The sequence below is a fragment of the Thermosipho sp. (in: thermotogales) genome, from assembly GCF_020054775.1.
Classification (GTDB): Bacteria; Thermotogota; Thermotogae; order Thermotogales; family Fervidobacteriaceae; genus Thermosipho; species Thermosipho africanus.
In genome coordinates this window covers 1-21,324 of sequence record NZ_JAIHAP010000031.1, presented here as the reverse complement: position 1 = coordinate 21,324, position 21,324 = coordinate 1, and the positions used below count along the sequence as shown (strand labels likewise).

The 21,324-nt window shown below is 30.0% G+C and carries 22 protein-coding genes and 1 tRNA gene; 18 read left to right on the top strand and 5 right to left on the bottom strand.

Features of this window, described 5'->3' with window-relative positions; translation table 11 throughout:
- The 18 genes from smc to JG780_RS06530 all read left to right on the top strand — a co-directional run.
- On the top strand, positions 1 to 2,968 hold a 2,968-nt coding region (gene smc / locus JG780_RS06615; RefSeq protein WP_287569689.1), incomplete at its 5' end, for a chromosome segregation protein SMC.
- Positions 2,965 to 4,200, top strand: a complete 1,236-nt coding sequence (locus tag JG780_RS06610) for a PAS domain-containing protein (RefSeq protein ID WP_287569687.1) — start codon at positions 2,965 to 2,967, stop codon at positions 4,198 to 4,200. The genes smc and JG780_RS06610, both read left to right, overlap by 4 nt.
- Complete coding sequence (gene fliJ, locus JG780_RS06605) at positions 4,190 to 4,621, top strand: flagellar export protein FliJ (RefSeq protein WP_041427206.1); 432 nt, start codon at positions 4,190 to 4,192, stop codon at positions 4,619 to 4,621. Before JG780_RS06610 ends, fliJ begins: the two co-directional genes overlap by 11 nt.
- Entirely contained in the window at positions 4,618 to 5,343 is a 726-nt protein-coding gene (locus JG780_RS06600; protein WP_287569685.1) for a YdcF family protein, read from the top strand. The genes fliJ and JG780_RS06600 overlap by 4 nt, the downstream gene beginning before the upstream one ends.
- 129 nt (positions 5,344 to 5,472) lie before the next feature.
- A complete protein-coding gene (locus tag JG780_RS06595) occupies positions 5,473 to 6,174 on the top strand; it encodes a rhomboid family intramembrane serine protease (RefSeq protein ID WP_012580031.1) in 702 nt (233 codons plus the stop codon).
- Positions 6,171 to 7,178 carry an asparaginase gene (locus JG780_RS06590; RefSeq protein WP_287569683.1) on the top strand — a complete coding sequence of 336 codons (1,008 nt, stop codon included), beginning with the start codon at positions 6,171 to 6,173 and terminating at the stop codon, positions 7,176 to 7,178. The genes JG780_RS06595 and JG780_RS06590 overlap by 4 nt, the downstream gene beginning before the upstream one ends.
- Positions 7,168 to 8,172, top strand: a complete 1,005-nt coding sequence (locus JG780_RS06585; protein ID WP_012580029.1) for an AI-2E family transporter — start codon at positions 7,168 to 7,170, stop codon at positions 8,170 to 8,172. Before JG780_RS06590 ends, JG780_RS06585 begins: the two co-directional genes overlap by 11 nt.
- Before the next feature lie 19 nt (positions 8,173 to 8,191).
- Positions 8,192 to 9,184, top strand: a complete 993-nt coding sequence (locus JG780_RS06580) for a hypothetical protein (RefSeq protein ID WP_012580028.1) — start codon at positions 8,192 to 8,194, stop codon at positions 9,182 to 9,184.
- A 3-nt stretch (positions 9,185 to 9,187) separates the two neighbouring features.
- Positions 9,188 to 10,312 (top strand): hypothetical protein, encoded by a 1,125-nt coding sequence (locus JG780_RS06575; protein ID WP_287569678.1) that lies wholly within the window; start codon positions 9,188 to 9,190, stop codon positions 10,310 to 10,312.
- Between the two features lie 68 nt (positions 10,313 to 10,380).
- Positions 10,381 to 10,716, top strand: a complete 336-nt coding sequence (locus JG780_RS06570) for a DUF1292 domain-containing protein (protein ID WP_114702684.1) — start codon at positions 10,381 to 10,383, stop codon at positions 10,714 to 10,716.
- Between the two features lie 29 nt (positions 10,717 to 10,745).
- Positions 10,746 to 10,822: transfer RNA gene (locus JG780_RS06565), tRNA-Thr, on the top strand.
- Positions 10,823 to 10,877: 55 nt separating this feature from the next.
- The gene (locus JG780_RS06560) at positions 10,878 to 11,720 is read left to right on the top strand and encodes an alpha/beta hydrolase (RefSeq protein WP_287569676.1); all 843 of its coding nucleotides are present in this window, start codon (positions 10,878 to 10,880) and stop codon (positions 11,718 to 11,720) included.
- Positions 11,721 to 11,757: 37 nt separating this feature from the next.
- Positions 11,758 to 11,934, top strand: a complete 177-nt coding sequence (locus JG780_RS06555; RefSeq protein WP_287569675.1) for a hypothetical protein — start codon at positions 11,758 to 11,760, stop codon at positions 11,932 to 11,934.
- Between the two features lie 15 nt (positions 11,935 to 11,949).
- Entirely contained in the window at positions 11,950 to 12,858 is a 909-nt protein-coding gene (locus tag JG780_RS06550; RefSeq protein WP_012580024.1) for an ABC transporter substrate-binding protein, read from the top strand.
- Positions 12,855 to 13,586: an ABC transporter permease gene (locus JG780_RS06545; RefSeq protein WP_004101245.1), complete on the top strand. Its 732-nt coding sequence runs from the start codon at positions 12,855 to 12,857 to the stop codon at positions 13,584 to 13,586. The genes JG780_RS06550 and JG780_RS06545 overlap by 4 nt, the downstream gene beginning before the upstream one ends.
- Positions 13,576 to 14,232 (top strand): ATP-binding cassette domain-containing protein, encoded by a 657-nt coding sequence (locus tag JG780_RS06540; protein ID WP_004101243.1) that lies wholly within the window; start codon positions 13,576 to 13,578, stop codon positions 14,230 to 14,232. The genes JG780_RS06545 and JG780_RS06540 overlap by 11 nt, the downstream gene beginning before the upstream one ends.
- A gap of 2 nt (positions 14,233 to 14,234) precedes the next feature.
- Entirely contained in the window at positions 14,235 to 15,572 is a 1,338-nt protein-coding gene (locus tag JG780_RS06535) for an RtcB family protein (protein ID WP_114702681.1), read from the top strand.
- Positions 15,569 to 16,921: an MFS transporter gene (locus tag JG780_RS06530; RefSeq protein ID WP_004101239.1), complete on the top strand. Its 1,353-nt coding sequence runs from the start codon at positions 15,569 to 15,571 to the stop codon at positions 16,919 to 16,921. The genes JG780_RS06535 and JG780_RS06530 overlap by 4 nt, the downstream gene beginning before the upstream one ends.
- A 68-nt stretch (positions 16,922 to 16,989) precedes the next feature.
- On the opposite strand, the gene JG780_RS06525 is transcribed toward JG780_RS06530, so the two are convergent.
- Genes JG780_RS06525 through JG780_RS06505 form a run of 5 tightly spaced genes read right to left on the bottom strand, consistent with a single transcriptional unit; the run spans position 16,990 to position 21,161 of the window.
- Complete coding sequence (locus JG780_RS06525; RefSeq protein ID WP_012580020.1) at positions 16,990 to 17,964, bottom strand: lysylphosphatidylglycerol synthase transmembrane domain-containing protein; 975 nt, start codon at positions 17,962 to 17,964, stop codon at positions 16,990 to 16,992.
- Positions 17,961 to 18,623, bottom strand: coding sequence for a CDP-alcohol phosphatidyltransferase family protein (locus JG780_RS06520; protein WP_287569668.1), 663 nt, complete (start codon positions 18,621 to 18,623; stop codon positions 17,961 to 17,963). The genes JG780_RS06525 and JG780_RS06520 overlap by 4 nt, the downstream gene beginning before the upstream one ends.
- Complete coding sequence (locus JG780_RS06515; RefSeq protein WP_287569666.1) at positions 18,620 to 19,330, bottom strand: phosphocholine cytidylyltransferase family protein; 711 nt, start codon at positions 19,328 to 19,330, stop codon at positions 18,620 to 18,622. Before JG780_RS06515 ends, JG780_RS06520 begins: the two co-directional genes overlap by 4 nt.
- Entirely contained in the window at positions 19,327 to 20,343 is a 1,017-nt protein-coding gene (locus tag JG780_RS06510) for a pyridoxal-phosphate-dependent aminotransferase family protein (RefSeq protein ID WP_287569664.1), read from the bottom strand. The genes JG780_RS06515 and JG780_RS06510 overlap by 4 nt, the downstream gene beginning before the upstream one ends.
- 41 nt (positions 20,344 to 20,384) lie before the next feature.
- Positions 20,385 to 21,161: an alpha/beta hydrolase gene (locus JG780_RS06505; RefSeq protein ID WP_287569661.1), complete on the bottom strand. Its 777-nt coding sequence runs from the start codon at positions 21,159 to 21,161 to the stop codon at positions 20,385 to 20,387.
- Positions 21,162 to 21,324 lie beyond the last annotated feature (163 nt).

Below are 21,324 nucleotides of genomic sequence, written 5' to 3'. Positions count from 1 at the left end.
AGCTCTTTCAAAGCTAGCAGGTACAGAAGCAAACATAGAAAGGCTAAAAGATATAATTTATGAAATTGAACGAAATAAAAAAAGCCTATATATAAAGGTTAAAAAGGCTGAAAAATACCGCGAATATTCTGAAAAGTTAGAAGCCTTAAGAGAAAAATACTTTGGAGCTATTTACACCTTCGAATCTGAGAAGCTAAAAGAATTGGAAGAAGAATATTTAAAAAATAAAAAACTATATAAAGAAAAGATAAATGAACTTGCAGAAACAGAAAGCCGATGGTCGATCCTAAGAGAAGAATTTAATAAACTAAATAAAAAAATGGAAGACTTTACCAGTCTTCTTGAAACTCAAAAGCAAAGACAAAACCAACTACTTGAACTAAAAAACTCATATACAAACAGACTTAACGATCTTAAAAGTATTTATGTTGAAAAAATGGCAAAAATTGATTCACTAAAAGAAGAAACTCAAAGAATCTCAGAAAGAGAAAAAGAAATACATCTAATTCTTGAAAGTTTAAAAAAAGAACTCTTTGAAAAAGAAGAAATTTTATCAAAAGTAGAAGAAGAAAGAAATTTATTAACTTCAAAATACTCTGAAAAAGAGATGAGTCTTTTAAAAAAGAAAAATGAATACGATGAACTAGAAAAAAGTTTGAATAAACTTGAAAACGAAAAAAAATCTCTAACAGAATCAATAATTGATTTAACAGAAAGACTAAATATGGTTGAAGAACAACTTGAAACAAAGCTAGAAAGATCAAATGAACTTAACGAAGAAATAAATGAGCTTTCTCAAAACTCAGAAAAATATGATAAAAAGACAAAGGAATTGCTTGGAGAAATAGAACAATTAAAGCAGGAAATGCAATCCATAGCAGGTCAAAGAGAGTTTTTAAAAGAAAACCTTGAAAAAATTGTCCACAGAAAAAAAGAAATACAATCTGAGATTTTTGTCATTCAAAAGCAATTAAATGAATATCAAGGATTTTCAAATGCTATTAAAAGGATTTTTGAACAAAAAGATCAATTCCCGGGTATTATTGACGTTGTTGCAAACATTATAGAAACAGATGAAAAATATGTAGAAGCTATTGAAGCTTTATTGGGAGGAAGATTACAACATATAGTAGTTGAAAGTGCCGAGGTTGCAAAAAAAATATTAAATTTTGCAAAAAACAATAAAATCGGTAGGGTAACTATTATTCCTTTGGATTTAATATCTGCAAAGTCATCTAATATCAACCTTCCAAAAAACGCAATTGACTTTGCCAAAAATCTTGTCAAAGTAAAAATAGACGAAAAAGAAAAATTATTAAATTATCTATTTGGAAATGACATTGTAGTAGAAAATATAGATATTGCTGTAGATATAAAAAGAAAATACAATCTAAGAATAGCAACTTTAGACGGTGAAATAATAAGTTCAAGTGGTGCAATGACAGGAGGAAAATATGAAAATTCTACGTCATTTCTTGCCAGAAAAAACTTACTAGAAAATTTAAAAAACGAACTTACTGAAAAAGAAAAGATAGAAGAGGAAATAACAAAAAAACTAGAGAATCTTAAGATAAAACTAGATGAACTTAGAAATTACAGTGAAGTAGTAAATAGCGAACTTTTAGAATATTCAAGTAAAAGCTCATCTTCAAAAAGGCTTTTACAAGAATTAGTAAGATCTGAAAGTGAACTTAGTAAAGAAATTAAAAATCTTGAAAAGTTAAAAAACGATTATTCATTAAAAGTCCAGGGAATGAATGAAAGGATAAAAGTTATAGAGTCTGAAATAAAAAGTTCTAACAATACATTAAAACTTTTAAAGAAAGAGTTGGAAGATTCAAACAAAGAAATGTTTGAAGATAAAGAGAAATTGGAAGAGATTAATGAAAAATACATGGAACTTCAAAGCGAAATTCGAACATTGCACGAAAGAAAATTACAATACGAAGGTGAAATTACAAGAGCTTTGAAAAGAAAAGATGAAATTGAAGTAGAAATATCTACTTTTTCTAAAGAAGCAAAAAGTTTGAGAGACGAAATTGACTCAATTGAAGAAAACATAAAAGAATTAGAACAAGAATTAAATACTTTAAAATCAGAAACTGAAGCTTTATTCAAAAGCATGAATGAAGATAAGAGTGGAAAAAATGATAAAGTAAAAGAATTAAAAGAAGTGGAAGAAAAAATGGAAAAACTACGCGAAGAAACTGAAAAGCTCAGGGAAAAAATGCATTCTCTTGAGCTTGAAATACAAGCTAAAAAGATGAAAATTGAAAATATAGATGAAAAATACAGAAAAGTCATAAGGATTTCAGAAGAGGAAGTAAATAACATAAAAAAAGAAATGAATGATCTTGAAAATAAAATAAAATACATCGGGCCCGTTGATTTTGAGGCCGAAGAAGAATACAAAGAAGTTGTAAAAAAATACGAAGAGCTTGAGCTTCAAAAAAAGGACCTTGAAAATGCAAAACAAAAGTTAATTGAATTGATAGAAAAAACAGATGAAGAAGCAACACAGGTGTTTATGAATACCTTTAATACTGTAAGAAAGACATTTAAAAAATACATAGAAGAGCTGTTTTTTGGCGGAAAAGGCGATATAAAACTTCTTGATAAAGAAAACGTTTTAGAAAGTGGTATAGAAATAGTTATTTCAAAAGCTAATAGCAGAGCACAAAAGTTGCAGCTTTTATCGGGTGGCGAAAAAGCATTGGTCGGCCTAGCGCTTTTAATGTCACTTCTTGAAGCTCAACCAAGTGCACTTTACGTTCTAGACGAACCAGATGCTCCATTAGATGAATTTAACGCCGAAAGATTCAAAACGCTATTGCAAAACTCAAACGCACAGATTTTACTAATAACGCACAAGAAGAATGTAATGGAAGCGGCAGAAATAATGGTTGGAATTACAAAAGTTGATGACATTTCAACTATTGTTCCAGTAAGATTGGAGGAGGTAGTATGAGGCATCTATTCTATTTACAACAATTTTTTGAAAGACTTCCATCACCAGCATTTATAAAAGACAATAAATTCAGATATGTCTGGATTAACAAGGAATGGAAAAAAACTTATGAACTTGATGATAGAAAGGTCATAGGAAAAACCGATCAAAAAATTTTCGGAAATACTATTTCCGAAAAAATCGAAACAAAAGTTATCAAATCGAAAAAAAATCAAGAATACGAAAAAGAATATAACGACAAATTTTTCAGAGTCGTGGTTATTCCAATTAGGCTTGGTGATGGAACATACGGCGTTGCAGGAATTGAATTTGACGAAACAAAGAGATATTTTAACGATTTAGTACTTCAAGCCAACCTAAAAGTGTCGGAAATAATTAGAGAACTTTTAGTATCACCACTTGAGAGTAAAGACTTTTTTGTTGAAAGGCTCCTTGATAAAGTTCAGGAAAAAATGCATTTAGACAAGTATGCATTAATAAAAAATAATGAAATTATTAAAAGTTTCTTTCCAGAAAATGTGTGTTTGAAAGCAATGACCAAGGAAGGAATAAAGGAGTTTAGTGTAAATACTGTAAAATACATTGTCATACCATTTGACGAGTACAAAGTTGTAATCAATAGCTCTCCAATTACACTTAAACTTACTAATTATATAGTTCCTTTAATATTGCCAAAAGTTGAAAATGTTTTGTCAAAGATAGAAAACGAAGCAAGAAAAAAACAATATTATACAACCATGGAAAAAATGGTTGAAGCTGTTATTTCATGGAAAAAAGAAAAGCTTGAAGATTTTCTCCAAAAAGTGCTTGAAGATATTGTTCAAATTATACCTGAAGCAGAAAAAGGAACCGTGTGGTTAATAAAAGATGGAAAGTACAAATGTGTTGCCGAAGTAGGATACAAAGATGCTACAAAACTTGAATTTCCACCAGAAAAATCCTCATATGGTCAAAAAATTGAGGAAATGATAAAAGAAGGATACACAGTATTCGAAATTGAAGGGGCAAAAGATCTAGTTTCAACAAGCCCGCTTGCAGAAACATTTAAAAAATACGGTATGTTCGATCCAAATTTTAGACCACTTTTGGGAGTATTCAAGGTTGGAAATAACGTTATTGGAAATATTTCAATAGATAATTTTTCAGGGATTTCCTTTTCAAGTGAAAGTAAAAAAATTCTAGAACAATATGTAAAAATACTCTCGAATTTTTTAGAAGAATATGAAATTTAGACTACAAAAATTGCTTGACTTTGCATCCAAACAGGAAGAATTAATAAAGCAAGAGCTTTTTAAAGTAAGGATGGAAAAAAAGAAAATTGAAGAGGAAATTCAAAAAACCGTAGATTACTTAAAATCTCTGGAAAATGAAATTTTCGGAAAACAAATAAACGGTTTATATTTGAATATGCTCCTTGAAATTAAAAACTCTGGAGAAAAATACATAGAAAGCTTAAAAGATAAGCTTTACGAAATATCATTAATGGAAGAAAAAGTTTTAAAAGACTATCTTGAAAAGAGAAAAGAAAGAAAATCTTTGGAAAAGCTTAAGGAAAGGTTTAAAAATAAAGAATATATAGAACTTCAAAGAAAGGATATTAAAAATATAGACGAGATAGCCGAAAGAAAGCACTTTTTTGGAGGGGAAAAATGATATACCTGTACAAGTTTATCGGCAGTTTTGTTCAATTTCCTGGAATTTTAATAGCATTTTTTTCTCTTTTAACTTTATATTATTTTTTAAAAAAACGCCAAATTTGGCGATTTTTTCTTATTTTATCAATAGTTTTTTATCTAATTTCTTCTCCATTTTTTGTATATTTTCTATCAAAAAGTTTCTATATAAAAGAAAAAAATATTCCCGACTCACAGAATTCGGTAATTGTGATACTGGGAGGCGGTATCACTTTTTTTGATGGAAAATATGAAGTAGGTAATCATACGCTTAAAAGACTTTTAAAAGGATTTGAAATTTATAGAAAAACCAATGCTCCAATAATAATTAGTGGTGGTGTAATTGGAAAGGGAATTAGTGAAAGTGCTATAATTAAAGAAATCTTGGTAACCTTAGGCATAAATATTAATGATATAATTGTTGAAGATAAGGCAAGAACAACAAAAGAAAACGCAATTTTCGTATCAAAACTATTAAAAGAAAAAAATTTTGAAAATATTATACTTGTAACTTCATTTCTTCATATGAAAAGAAGTATAATGCTCTTTGAAAAATACTCAAAAAAAAATATAATCCCTATTGTATGTGATTATCCAATAGACTTTAGAAATAGTTTCTTAGATTACCTCCCCTCTGCAGAAGCACTTTATACATTTTCCCAAATTACTCATGAATTTTTTGGGATCCTAAAAGGTGGTTAAATGAGAAAAGGAAATTTAATATCTATAGTGTTAATTGTATTTTTGATCTGCAGCTTTATACTATTAAAGATCTGGCAAGTACTATATATAAGGCTTAATGGTATGCCATAATGAAAGGATGGTGAACCTATGTTTCCATTGTATGATACTATACCTAGCAGAAAAAAGCCGTACATTACATATACGATTATATTTATAAATGTTGTCATATTTTTATACGAACTAATACTTAATAACGCTGAACTTCAACAATTTTTCTTTAACTATGGTGTAGTTCCACTAAGATATACTCACGTATTAACAAATAAAATAAAATATGTTTATCAATGGAATCTAATAGAAAACATAATTTATTCAAATCCTATTTTTCCGTTTATCTCACACATGTTCGTACACGGTGGTTGGTCACATATACTTGGAAATATGTGGTTTTTGTGGATTTTTGGTGATAACGTTGAAGATAGGATGGGACATTTTAACTACCTTCTTTTTTATTTAACAGGTGGATTATTTGCATTATTTTTCCATATGGCCTTTAATCTTTTTTCTCCTTACCCTCTTGTAGGTGCATCAGGTGCTATTTCCGCAGTTATGGGAGCATACTTTGTTAACTTTTGGTATTCAAAAATTGTTTCCTTGGTAATATGGTTTGTCCCATTTTTAATTGAAATTCCCGCATTTATTTATCTTTTTATATGGTTTACTATACAAATTCTAAACGGAACATTATCTAACATAACAGGTTCAGGTGTTGCATATTGGGCTCACGCAGGTGGTTTCATATATGGAATGATTATTGGCAGTAGGGTAAGGAGGAGGTATTATATATGAAAAAGGTGGTAATATTAACGACCGGTGGAACAATTGCAATGGTTAAAAATGAACAAGGTGTTGTCCCATACGATAAGGGTAATGCTTTGATAAGTGAAATACCATCGCTTAAAAACCTTGGTGTTAAAATTGAAGTTAGAGAATTTTCAAATATACCAAGTCCTCATATGACTCCACAAAAAATGTGGGAACTTTCAAGAACCATAGATGAAATTCAAAAAGATGATGATGTTATAGGTGTTGTAGTAACCCATGGTACGGACACACTTGAGGAAACTTCTTATCTTTTAGATTTGACTTTAAAGTCTGAAAAACCTGTTGTTTGTACTGCAGCTATGAGAAATATTGGTGAACTTGGAACAGATGGTCCAAGAAATGTTTATTCCTCTGTATTAACAGTTTTATCTCCGCAAGCAAATCAAATGGGTGTAATGGTCTGTTTAAACGATGAAATCCACGCTGCAAGAGAAGTAACAAAAACTTATACAAGCAACGTAGCAACTTTTGATTCTCCCGGATATGGTCCTTTAGGAATTGTTGATGAAGATAATGTCATATTCTTTAGAAAATCTCTTACAAGGGAAAAAATTTTAGTCGATAAAATAGAAGAGAGAGTGGCACTAATAAAGACTTTTACTGGAGATGATGGAAAGCTATTAAAATATGCAGCAGAAATAGGCTATAAAGGAATAATACTTGAAGGATTTGGAAGAGGAAATGTTCCACCATTAGTTGCAGAAGCAGTTGAGGAAGTTATAAAGGAAAAGCAAATACCTGTAATAATTACCTCAAGATGTTTTAAAGGTAGAGTATACCCTGTGTATGGATATGCTGGTGGAGGAGCTGATTTAAGAAAAAAAGGTGCTATTATGAGTGAACATCCAATAGGGCAAAAAGCAAAGATAAAATTAATGGTTGTTCTTGGAAAAACAAGTAACCTGGAGGAAATAAGACAATATTTTGAACCTAACATTTCAAGGAGGATTATACTGCATGAAGGATAAAGATTTAAAGGCTGCTTTTTTTGTTGGAATATACGCTTTAATTTTTCTGATTTTCTGTATTATTTTTGATACAATTCTTAATATCTTTGTTTTTACATTAATGTCTGTTTTGATTGTGAATCTAATTGCCAAATTTTTCAAACTTATTAAAATTTCTACAAAAAGTTCCATAATCTTGGGACTAATAATTTACTTCTTCATAATTATTTATGGTATAATATTAATAATCCCATCTGTAGCTCAACAATTTGGAGAATTTATTGCTACAATAAATTCGGTCTTTGAGAATAAAGCATGGGAAAGTTATCTAGAAAATAATCCAGACCTTCTCAGCGGAGTAAATGACGTTATGAATTGGATAAGGCCAAAATTGAATGATCTGACAACTTCTTTGCTAAATAACATAGCAAAAGGAACACCTACATTTTTTATAACAATATTCTACTCAATCTTACTTACAATATACATCCTCCTGTACTCCTCATGGTTGAAAAACACATTTCCTAATTTATTTCCGAAAGATATTAGAAATGATGTAGCAACTTTCTTTGACAAAGTATATTCTACTCTTTCTAATTTTGTAAATGTTGTAGTAATTAATGCAGTAATAACAGCCATAGCTTTTTATATCGTGTCATCGTTTTACTTTAAGGAACTTGCAGCCATATTATCATTTTGGGCAGGTATAACAAACTTAATACCAATTGTTGGAGTCTTTTTTGAATATGTACCGGTGTTTTTATTCTCGCTAACACTCGGCCTAAAAGGATTTATCATTGTTAATATTTTCGTTATAGCTATTCATCTTGCTCTTTTCATAATTTTTGTAAATGTTATGAAGATGAATCTTAATTTGAATCCTGTTTTAATGATAATTGCCATAATTATTGTTAACCAGATATTTGGTCTTGTTGGTACATTTTTTGCTGTCCCACTCTTAATATTTATTGTTGCCTACTGGGAGAAATTTGTAAAACCAAAGTTTGAAACTTAATTTTTTGGAGGTGGTTTATATGAAAAGAATTAAATTTGTTTTTTTAGTCTTTTTAGTAATTTTTATACTCTTTTCATGTGGAATAAACGTTCCAAAAAAGTTACCGGAAACAATCAAAGTTAAATACAAAAATCACGTTGAAATCCCTCTTACAACATTACACTACGAATTAAACAATTTTACTACATCAATGGTCGAATCTCTTGAAAATAGTGGTTTCAAAATTACATCAGAGACTCCTATTACGGTTTCTACTGAAAATACTTTCGAGATATCTCCAAAAATTGAAACTCCTATTGAAGGTATTTCAGGTGATGCTACATTTAATGTATTTGACAAAACAACTATATTGAATTTCTCTATAATTTCTGATTCATCACCCCTTGAAATGCTCAGTTTTGACAATGTAGAATTCAAAATTTACTTTGAATCAACTACCACAAATTTAGACTCCACATTAACATTTTATCTAAATGACTCAAAAATAATTCTTACAAAAAATTCATCAGAAGCTAATTTAAGTGCAACATTAAAAAATGCACTTGAAAACAAGAAAAATCTTGAAGCGTCTGCAACAATATATGTCAAAGGTACACCGGGTGATAATGATGAATTCGGTATCAAATACTTTGTTAAAATACCTTTATCGGGAACTGTTAAGACCGACTACCGTATCATAAGTCAGGAAGTTGATCTAACATCTGTTGCAACAATTCTTGAAAATATTGAATCTGCTTATATTGTTTTCAAAGAATGGAAAAATCAAACAGGATTAAGTAAAATAGGTTTTAAATTGGGTAATCTTTCTAGTTTTATTGATGACTCAAATACTAAAATTTCTATCACCAAACAAGATTTTGCCGATATAACAAAGCAAAAAACACTTCTTGAAATATTTATTCCAAAAGATTCTTCAATTCAAATCAATTCAAGTTCATACATTGATGCTTCTTCATACCTTTCTCTAGATTTAAATCTTGAAAATGTTGAATTCACATTAGGAGGTGAATAATTTATGAAAAAATTATTTTTCTTTCTAATCATTTTTTTATTTGCAATAACTTCGCTTTCATTTGTAAATTACGATAACAATTTTAAACTTTTCAAATTAAACTTCTCATTTAACCCTTACCTTTACCAATTCATATACAATGTAGATAATTTAAATAATTTACTAAATGATGGTATTCTTGATATAAACAAAATAAATTCATTCAGAGTAGGGATTTTTGGTAATACTCATGCAAGTGCTTCTATAAAAATTGGAAAATTTTCATTAACGCCATTTGCTGAGCTGGATATGAATCTATTACTTTCAATTCCAGACGATTTGTTTAAATTTTTAACAAATGATATCGAAATAGATAAAACATATGAATACGACGAGATTAAAATTCCTTCTTACTCAAACACATTTTTAAATATAGGCGTTGCATTAAAATTTAATAATCTTTCAATATCTCCCTATGTATACACTCCTGTTATATATATTTCGGAAAAAGATCAAAAATTTTATTTTAAATATACTTCTAGCTCATCTCCATCAAAGATCAATTTAGAATTAAATTATGACCTGATTGGATACATTCCTATAAATACAGAATCAGAAAACGAAGCAAAAAAATCACCAACGGGTATAGCAGCTTCGTTAGGATATTCAAACAGTAGACTTGGAATATTTGTAAATAATATAACAATCAAACCTATAACTTTACCTAGCGCAAAATTATTAAGAATAACTACTGATGCAACTTATGAAAATCTCTCATTTGAAATTGTAGATACCAATTTGGAAGTTAAATCAATAGACAAAGAAATTAAAATTTCTCCAAAGCTCAACCTAAGTGGCTATTACAACTTTAAATTTTTAGCAGATTTTCACTTGGAAGGTATGTACTATTTCGATAAAAGTTACACACTTTCAGCAGAAATTTATAAAAAAATATTCTTTTTAATACCATTTTATAAATTCGGATACTATTCAAAAAATTCTGTATTCTCAAATACATTAGGCCTTGGAATAGATCTTATATTGTTAAAATCAAATTTTGGAATAACTATTACTTCAGACAAAATAATACCATCTAAAGACTCATATCAAGGATTTGGAGTTGCGTTTAATTTTGAATTTGGAATATAGTACTATACAAAGGATAATATTCATGTTATAATTGATAAGCAAATTTTTTAAAAGGAGAGTTGAGTAATATGCACGATCACCATCATGAACATGAACACGAACATGAACATTTAGAGGCTTTTACACTTTATGATGAAGAAGGAAATGAACACAACTTTATACTACTAGCCGAAATCGAAAATGAAGGTTCCGATTATTGGGCTTGTGAAGAGATATTTGTGGAAAACGAAGAAATCACAGATTTTGGAGAACTCTACATATTCAAGAAAACAGTTGATGAAGAAGGAAATGTATTCCTTGATACTATCGAAGACGAAGACGAATTTAACAGAGTTGCAAAAATGTTTGAAGAAATGTCCGACTTTGAAATAGTTGATGACGAAAACGAAGATATTGACAATTAAAAGTTAATTTGTTAAAATATTTTCAGGTTGCAGGCGTAGCTTCAAGAGGTGGAGCGCCTCCTTGGTAAGGAGGAGGGTGTGGGTTCGAGTCCCACCGCCTGCTCCAAAAGGCCTCTTCTAAGAGGCCTTTTTGTGTTATAATATATAAGGAGGCTTTTCTTTTGAAAAAACTCTTTTTCATATTTTTGACTTTATCCATTACAATTTCCATATTTTCATATACTGTATATTTTGAAATAGAAAACTTAGAAAAACTTGAAGATGACATATTTTTAGCAGGTTCTTTTAATAGTTGGAAATATGGTGACCCCAATTTTAAGTTCGAGTTTAAAAATGGAAAATATATCCTAAAGACTGACCTTTCTGGGGTTATAAAATTTACAGTAAATAGAGGCAGCAAAGAAAAATCTGAAATTAAAAGTGTCAGAATTGCGCGTATTTTTAAAGATAATATTAAAATAAAATTATTTGTAAAAGGATTTAGTGATATGAAAGGGAAGCTAATAAAATATGAAAATTTTTATTCCCCACAACTAAAAAATTTTAGAGATATTATTGTATATATCCCACCAAAATATAAAGAAAACCTCCCAGTAATTTATATGCACGATGGACAAAATCTATTTGATAAAAAAACATCATTTATAGGAATAGAATGGAAGATAGATGAAACATTAGATGAGTTAATAAATAACGGAGAAATTGAACCAATCATTGTTGTTGGAATATACAACACAAAAGATAGACTCTCCGAGTATAGCCCGTGGTATGATGAGAAATTTAAAGCTGGTGGTAAAGGCGATTCCTACATAAAATTTATCATTGAAACGCTCAAGCCTTTTATTGACAATAATTTTAAAGCAAATAAAGAGAAAACTTTCATTGGTGGCTCATCTATGGGAGGTTTAATATCTTTATATGCATTGGCAAAATATCCAGAAATATTTTCAGGAGCAATTGCAATGAGTCCTTCTTTGTTTTTTTGCAAACGAGAAAATTTTTGAATATATAAAAGATAATCCTCCAAAAGGAAAAATCTATATGGATGTAGGAAAACTTGAAGATAAAGAAATGGTAATACTTGCAAACAAAATGAAAGAAATTTTAAACGATTTTTCTGTTAAAATTTATTTTAGAATAGACGAAAATGGAAAACACAATGAATATTTTTGGGGTAAAAGATTTAAAGATGCTATAAAAAAGATTTTAAATGATTAATCGGGAGGGATGTATATGAAAAAATTAGTTATTAGTATTATACTATTATTTAGCATTTTACAATTTGGAATCAGTTTATTAAATCCTTTTGGCCCAACTATTTTCCCTGTAGCACCTATACTTGGCGAAAAAGTAAAAGGAGAAGTTGGAATTTCAATTGAGCTTTGGAAAAACCTCGATGAAGTAGTCTCAAAGGTTTCATCAAATTATTCAAAGTTCGTAGTACTTCCAATTACAACGGCAGCGAATATATATTCAAGTGGAGTAGATATAAAATTAGTTGGTGTACATGAATGGAAAGTTTTTTATTTAATTGCAAACGAAGACTTTAAAGATTTAAGTTCACTTAAAGGAAAAACTGTATACTCTGCTCACGGCCGTGGACAGACAGTTGATGTTTTGCTTAGATATCTTTTGGTACAAAACGGCCTTAAGCCAGATGTTGACGTAAAATTTGCATATGCAGCTCCTCAAGAAATTGTAGCACTTTTTAAGTCTAAGAAAATTAATTTTGCAGCTCTTCCAGAACCTTTTGTATCAATGTGCCTTGATAGTGGAAAAATAGTTCTTGACTTCCAACAAGAATGGAATAAAATATCAAATTCATCATTAGGTATTCCTATTGCAGGACTATTTGTAGTAGGTAAAATTACTGAATTTGAAAATGTAATAAACGATGTTGAAAAAACATTCAAAAAAAGCGTTGAATATGCAAATAGTCATATAGATGAAGCACTTGAAATTACAAGTAAATATCTTCCTATACCATCTGCTATTCTAAAAAAATCACTGGAAAGAACAACATTTAAGTATATACCAATTAATGAATGTAAAAATGAAGTTCACAACTTTTTAAAAACAATGCATGAACTTTATCCTGAAGGCATTCCACAAGTTCCTGACGAGGGTTTCTATCTAAAATGAAATTTTTATACGGATTAATTTTATTCATACTTATTTGGTGGATTTTTTCGATAATAATAGATTCTCAACTCATCCTCCCTACACCAATCTCTGTAGGGAGGGTCTTTATTGATCTTGTCCAAACCAAAACCTTATGGTCTTCTCTGCTTTCCACAGTACTTAAAGGTATTATTGCACTGGCTTTTACAATCATTCTTGGTTTTTTCTTTGGCTTTTTAATGGGAATTTTTGATGTACTATACGAACTTTTTAGACCTGCATTTACTATTTTTCAGTCAGTGCCTGTTATATCCTGGCTTGTCTTAGTAATATTTGTTTGGGGGATTGGTTTTAAAGGACCGATTGTAATAACTGTTCTATCTCTTCTACCAAATACAACATTTGCAATAGCTCAAGGAGTCAAAAATACTGACAAGAAATTAATTGAAATGGCATATGTTTATAAAGTTCCAAAAAAGAGAATAGTAAAAGATATCTATATAGGTTCGGTAATCCCTTTTTTATTTACCGCATTAGAGGTTATCTCTGGAAACATATGGAAAGTTATAATAGTCTCTGAGTATCTAGCAGGAAACGAAGGTATTGGTGTACAAATTGCTTGGGCAAGACAATATGTAAACGTTCCAAAAGTATATGCTTTAACTATATTTGCTATACTATTGGGTATATCTTCTGAAAGGCTAATAAAATTCATTATAAAAAGGAAGGAATTTTATTATGCTTCTTAAATTAGAAAATGTCTCCAAAAACTTTGGAAAATTATGCATTTTTAAAAACATAAACCTTTCAATATCTAAAGGTGAAAAAGTCGCACTTCTTGGCCCCTCCGGATGTGGTAAAACTACACTTTTGAGGATAATAGCAGGTCTAGAGGATGCCGAAGGAAAAATTGAGAAAAAATTTGATAAAATAGGTTATATCTTTCAAGAACCAAGACTTATTCCCTGGAAAACAATATATGAAAATCTTAAATTTGTATCTGAAGATAGTAAAAAAATTGATAATATTCTTAAATCCCTAAAACTATACGAATTTAAAGACTATTATCCTATTAAACTTAGCGGAGGCATGAAGCAAAGGACAAATCTTGCAAGGGCGCTACTTGTCGAACCAGATTTATTATTACTTGATGAACCATTTTCATCTCTTGATATCCACATAAAATGGAATTTAATAAAGGATCTAAACACTCAAATAGATAAAAATCATATAACTACTATTCTTGTAACCCATGATTTAAAAGAAGCATTAATGTTATCGGATAAAATATACGTTCTTTCAAATAGACCTGCAAAAATCATAGGAGAGTTTTTAACCAGTCAAATCAATGAATCTGACCTGTCAAATGAAATTATTAAGTTGTGGGGTGGATAAGAATGTATATTCATAAAATAAAAAAGACCGGGAATATGAAAGTTGATGCTTTTGTTTTAACCGACAACTTATCAGAAATATCCGAAGCAATTGAACAACTTAAAAACGTGGCTTCTCTTCCAACTATAGTGAAAGCCGCTTATGCAATGCCCGATATTCATTGGGGATATGGATTTCCAATTGGAGGTGTTGCTGCCTTTTCTAACATTATAAGCCCTGGCGGCGTAGGATTTGACATTAACTGTGGAGTTAGATTGCTTAAAACGCAAATAGACTATAATGACTTTAAAAAATATATAGAGAGCACTATTAAAGAGCTCTACGATGTAATACCCGTTGGAGTTGGAGCAACATCAAAAAAATTTGATAAAAAATCCTTTAAAAAAATAATAGAAGAAGGCGCCAAAAGAGCAATTGAAATGGGATGTGGACTTTCTGAAGATTTAGAATACATTGAAGATTTTGGAAGTATTTCTCCTGCAAGTATGGAAGATATCTCTAAAACAGCATATGAAAGAGGCAGGGAAGAACTAGGTACACTTGGTGCAGGAAATCACTTTATTGAAATTCAAAAAGTTGAAGAAATATATGATGAGAAAAAAGCAAATATTTTGGGGCTTTATAAAAATCATATAGTAATAATGATTCACACAGGTAGCAGAGGCTTCGGACACCAAATTGCAACTGATTATATAAAGCTTATGAGAAATTTACATAACGACCTTCCAGACAAACAACTTGCATACGCTTATTTTGATAGTGATCTAGGTCAAAAATATTATTCTGCAATGAATTGTGCCGCAAATTATGCATTTTCTAATAGACAAATTATTACCCACTACATAAGAAAAGTTTTCTCCAAATTTTCAAAAGTTGAAATCGTGTACGATGTTGCACACAATATTGCAAAGGTTGAAAAACACGACAATCAAAAGTTAATAGTCCATAGAAAAGGTGCCACAAGAGCTTTTGGACCATATCATCCAGATATTCCTGAAAAATATAAATCTATTGGGCAACCTGTTTTAATTCCTGGCAATATGGGAACTGCTTCGTATGTAATGGTAGGAACAAACGAAAATTTTGCATTCTCATCCACAGCCCACGGAGCAGGGAGAGTTTTAGGCAGAAGACAAGCTTTAAAAAAACTTAATTTAAATCAAGTACTTTCAAACCTTCAAAAAAGAGGTATAATAGTTAAAAGTAAATCTAAAAAAACAATATTAGAAGAGGCTCCAGATGCGTATAAGGAAATAGACAGAGTGATTGAAATTGTAGACAAATTAAATCTTTCTAAAAAAGTTGCCAAATTAATTCCTCTGGGGGTTATTAAAGGATGACCAAAAATGATTCTTTATTAATAGTAGAAGGAATATTTTCAAATTTTTATTTTATTTTAACTCAAGGAGTTGTTTTTACCTCTATTGCACTTTTCTTTAATTTTAATGAAGTGCTTTTGGGGATAACAGCTGCCTTTCCTATGGTATTCCAACTACTTCAAATAGTCACTCCTTCTATTATTGAAAAATTCAAACGCAGAAAAAGACTTTTAATGTTATTTAATTCATTCAAACTACTTTGGTTTGTTGTTGTCATATCAATAATGCTTGGTAAAAAATCCCCTATGATTTTAATAATTACATTTGCCGTTTCACAAGCTTTTACTTCATTGGCAGGTAACACTTGGTCTTCGCTTGTTTCAGATATAATTCCATCTGAAAAAAGGGGAAGATATTTTGGCATTAGAAGTGTTTTAATTTCTTTTTCAACGTTGCTAATTTTCTATCTATTTTCATATATTATAGACAATGTTCCTGAACCATATAATTATATATATGTAATCTCAATAACGTTAATAGGAACAATTTTGGGACTTATATCACTAATTCCCGTAGATGATCCACCTTTAAAGACTTTAGGAACTATTAGTGAATTAAAAGAAGTTTTTAGCGAAAAAAACTTCTTGAAACTAGCATTTGCAAACATGTATTGGAATTTTATTTTATTATTAACCGCACCATTTTTCTCATACCACCAGCTTAAAAACCTTCATATTCCCATGACATATATAAGTTATGCAACCATAGTAATGACACTCATATCCATGCTTTTCTATTTTATATGGGGTAAAATGAGTGATAAATTAGGAAATAAAACTGTTATGATCTCTGGCATACTGATTGTATCTTTTACACCATTTATCTGGATACTAATGAATGAAAAATATTGGCCATTTGCAATGGGGCTTGATGCCGTAATATCTGGAATAGGCTGGGCTGCAATAAACCTTTCACTATTAATACTTCCAATGGAAGCAGCAAAGAGAATATCTCCCATGTATTTTGCAGTATTCGGTTTTTTTGGAGGACTAGGTGGACTTATAGGGTCAATATCTGGAGGATACTTTGCTGCAATATTTAACAAATACAATTTCTACATTAATAACTACCATATTTTTGGTATACAAATATATTTTGTAATTGAAGGTATACTTAGATTACTTGCAATTCCTATATTTGCATCTGTTAAAACACAAAAGTATGTTTCTCCAACTATCTTTGTGTTTAACGTACTAAATGTTATTTCAAGACGTCCAACGCAAAAAATATATGAAAATGCCAAAATTGAAAGTGCTTATATATTAAAAAAGGTTCCTCTAAAAAAGGAAAGAGTAAAAAGATGGTGGTAGTATTTTTTTAGCGTAATTTGAATATAAAATTTGCTAAAAAATTGTTTTGTATAAAAAGATCATATATTTTATCTTTGCGTCCAATCCTTAATACGCCATATGAATACAAGTCCTAAAAATATTGGAATGTAATAGCTAAAAAGCCTCCACAAAAGTATAGCACGAGAAATTATAGACGAAGAAATAATTCCTCTTAAAGATAGTTGATACATACCTTCAATTCCTCCTGCTGCACCAGGAGTAGGGGCAAAATATGCGACTGTGTTTATTAGTGATAAAATTCCCACCAGTCTCAAAAAAGAAATATCTATATGTGCAAAATGCTTGAACATGAGGTAAAATGGCACGGCATGCAAACAAACTATCACAAACCAAAATGCCGTATCAATCAAAACTATGTACGCATTTTTATTCCACATATTAAAGACACTTTCTTTTAGATTTGAAAGCCAATTTTCCAACTTTGTCAAATCCAGTTTAAATAATTTTGATATCGGTTTTATTAAAAAACGAAAGATTTGCGGAAAAAACATGAAAATTAAAATCGATATAGTCAATGCAACTTGAACTATAAAACCAATTAAAATTATAAATTTACTAACATTTCCAAAATTCAAATTTTTAAATGCGTATTTAAAAATCCAAACATCCAAAATTATATTTACAACAAAAGTCTCAAATAACCTTGTCGAAATAAAATTTGTACCATCTTCACTCTTAACACCTAATTTTGAAAGATGATAAATCTGAAAAGGCTGTCCTCCAACATAGAGGGGTGTAATGTAAGAAAAAAAGTTACCAAAAAAATAATTTTCAAAACAGTCTATATACCTTACTTTGTATCCAAGAACCTTTAAAAATATTTTTGTGCTAAGTCCTCCAATTAGGTACATTAAAATATAACCTACTAGCGTATAAACAAATATATATGCTGGTATATTTTTTAATCCAGATATATCGCCTTGAAAAAATTGTATGGCAATTATTAATCCCAAACTAAGTACAACTGCAATTATTGCGTTTAATATTAATTTTTTCTTCATTCTTTCTTTTTGCCTCCTAAAAAGAGCAAGTAGCCTGACATACCAAGTGAAGAAATAAAATAACCAATCACAAGTATGTACATACCTAACTTAACTTGACCAAACAACGGTAAAAAGAAAAATGCCATCATTTCATAGTCCATCCAGGTAGGGACAGGTGAAATGTAGTATCCTTCAACTTTCTTTTCTTTCTTAAAATCTTTAAAGCTTTCTTTTGCTTTAGGGTAAAGCCAAAGCCCTGCTGAAAATGAAACAAGCCATATAAATAATATCAACAACCATCTCTCATCCAAAGTACTTTTATACAAGTACCACGAAATCCCAGCAGTACTACCAACAAGTCTTAAAGAATCTGTCCAAACTTCAAGTATTACTCCTAACATAGACGTTTTATTTAATGCCCTCGCCGAAGGCCCATCAATAGCATCAAATAAAAAAGCAAAAAAATAAAAAAGAGCGCCTTTAATAAATAAGCCTTTTGAAAAATTAACAACAGAAAACACTGTAAAAATTCCAGATAAAATACTGATATAATTGGGATGTATCTTCAAAAAGTTAACATTAAGCCAAACAAAAATTGAAGCCACCCTATCAACAAAAACATAACAAATGGGGGCAGCTGGAGTATCAAAATACTTCATAATCTCTCTATATCTCATCTTTCCTCCTCAAGTCCATTAAGATGATCTACAATCCTATAGTAATCTTCTATATAATCTACTTCTCCCCAGAATAACCCCTTAATATCTTTAACATAAACATTTCTTTCTTCAATGAAAGAATACAAAACATTTTCCCACCAAAGATCGTACTTTTCTTGAGAAACCAAAAGCTCTAATCTTTCTCTAAACTTTGCTTGAAATTCCTTTCTTATTATAGACACACCTACATATTCCCCTGAAATTTTTTCAGGCAAGAGCTCTTTTCCGTGATCTTTTAGTATATTATCCTCTACATAAAATAAATAATCACCTTCTTCTTTCCTAGAAGAATCGTATAACATTAAAATGTCTTCTTTTGAATTACACAACGTTTTCAAAATTTGTTCATCCCAGTAAACATCAGCATTTGCAACTATTATATCTTCTTTCTCAGAAAATTCATCCTTTGCAAACCAAAGTGAAGCTATACTATTGGTGACAGAATAAAAAGGGTTATAATAAATTTTAACTTCATCAAGAATTTCTAAAAATAACTCCCTTCTATATCCTAAAATCACAGAAACATCTATTTTATTCTGCTTCAACATCTCAATTGTTCTTAATATAAGTGGCTTGCCTTTTATATCAACAAGAGATTTTGGAATATTAGATATCTTTCTAGAAATTCTTGTCCCTTTTCCTGCAGCGAGAAGTATAGCTTTCATTTTACCATCCTTTCTAGATATGATATCAAAACTTCATTATCCTTTTTTGTAAGATTACCTATATGTCCGATTCTAAGAAGCTTGTCTTTTAACTTTCCTCCGCTTGGTGTCACGTATATTCCTTCCTCTTTTAGCCTTAAAAATATATCAAATGCATTGTCAACTAAAATTGGCGTTAGAGCATTTGAAAGTGGATAATCTGGTATTTTAACAAGTGATTTAACACTTTCTCTAAAATGCTGTGCAAGATTTTTTGATTTTAAAATATAACTTTCTACTCCATTTTCTTTTATACTCTTTAATTTTGCATATAATTGATAAACAATTGAAACGGCTGGAGTAAACGGCGTTTGGCCTCTCTCCATGTTTTGAAAATAATCTTTTAGGTCGAAATACATACTTTTAACTTCGTTTTCTAAAACTTTTGTATAAGCTCTATTACTTAAAAACAAAAATGATAACCCAGGAGCAAGGGCTAAAGCTTTTTGAGAACTTAAAATCACACAATCCACATTATACTTTTTCATGCTAAATTCATCGGCTAAAAAAGAACTAATTGCATCAACAACAAACATCATGTTATTCTGACGGCAAAATTCTGATAAAAGTTCTATATCATACAATTGCCCCGTTGATGTTTCATGAATATTTACTAAAAGCCCTGTATAATCTCTTCCATTAAATTTTTTTAAATGATCTTTTGTGAGTTTTTCACCAAAGGATAATTTAATTTCATCATAACTAATTTGGTGAATTTTACAAAGCTTAGCAAATCTATCACCGAAAGTTCCTCCGTTAACCACAAGTACTTTATCTTTTTCCGAAAAAATATTCATTACAGCCGCTTCCATTGCACCCGTACCTGAAGCAGTCAAAAGTGCAAATTTTGAATCTTTAGGCGCATCTATTACCTCTTTAAAAATCTCCTCTATCTCAAACATCATTTTAGAAAATTCAGATGTCCTAAAATATGGTATAGGCTTTCCACCTATATCTAAAATTTCTTCTTCCATTTCAACAGGACCAACGGTAAAGAGCTTTATAATCCCACCTCCTATTTTTTAAACCATTCAATAATTGTTTCTGCAACCTCTTCTTTTTCTATATCATTTGTCATTACATGCCCCGTTTTTTTAAAGATTTTCAACTCTTTGTTCTTTGAAGAAACGTTGTTATAAATATAATGCGCAGCTTCTAGCGGGACCGTCAAATCCTTTTCTGATGCAAGAATTAAAATATCAGAATTTATATATTTTAATCTTTTTCTAGCAATTTTCATTAATTTATACAAATACTTTGCCTGAAGTGGCCAATTGTATGACCAATATTCTTTTGAAAGATACTGCAAATCTTTATCTTCATAAGTTTCATTGTAGTCTTCTCTTTTCATTTTTTTCAAAAAAAGAGAGATGTAAGGAGTTAAAGCTATCTTTTTTTCAGTAGTAAAAATAGCACCTGCAATGCTAACAATCTTCTTCGGATTAAAAATACTTGCAAGTATTAATGTTAATACACCACCCATGGAAAGACCAGCTACATAAACCTCTTTACACTTTCCAGATAAATCAAAATAACTATCTATAACTCTTCTAAGCCAATCTCTGTGATTGCTTTTTAAAAAATCTTCGCTTGATGTACCATGACCAGGCAGTCTTGGAACATAAACAGTAAAGCCCTCCTTATTTAATTTTTCAGCCAAAAATTTCATATCATGAGGACTTCCAGTATAACCATGAATAAGTAAAACACCTATGCCGTTACTTCCTTCAAGAAAAATTGGTTGTGATGCTTCCACCGTTTTTATATTAGTACTAAATTTTAATAAATTCATATAATTCCCCCTTAAAAATTTTATACACTCTATTATTATACCTCAATATAAAAAAATGCACTAACTGTAATGCACCCCGAAAAATTGGACAGAAATTACGAAACTTTTGTAAAACTTAGATATTCTTCATATACCTCCCGCGGACTTCTGTATTTCAACGCAC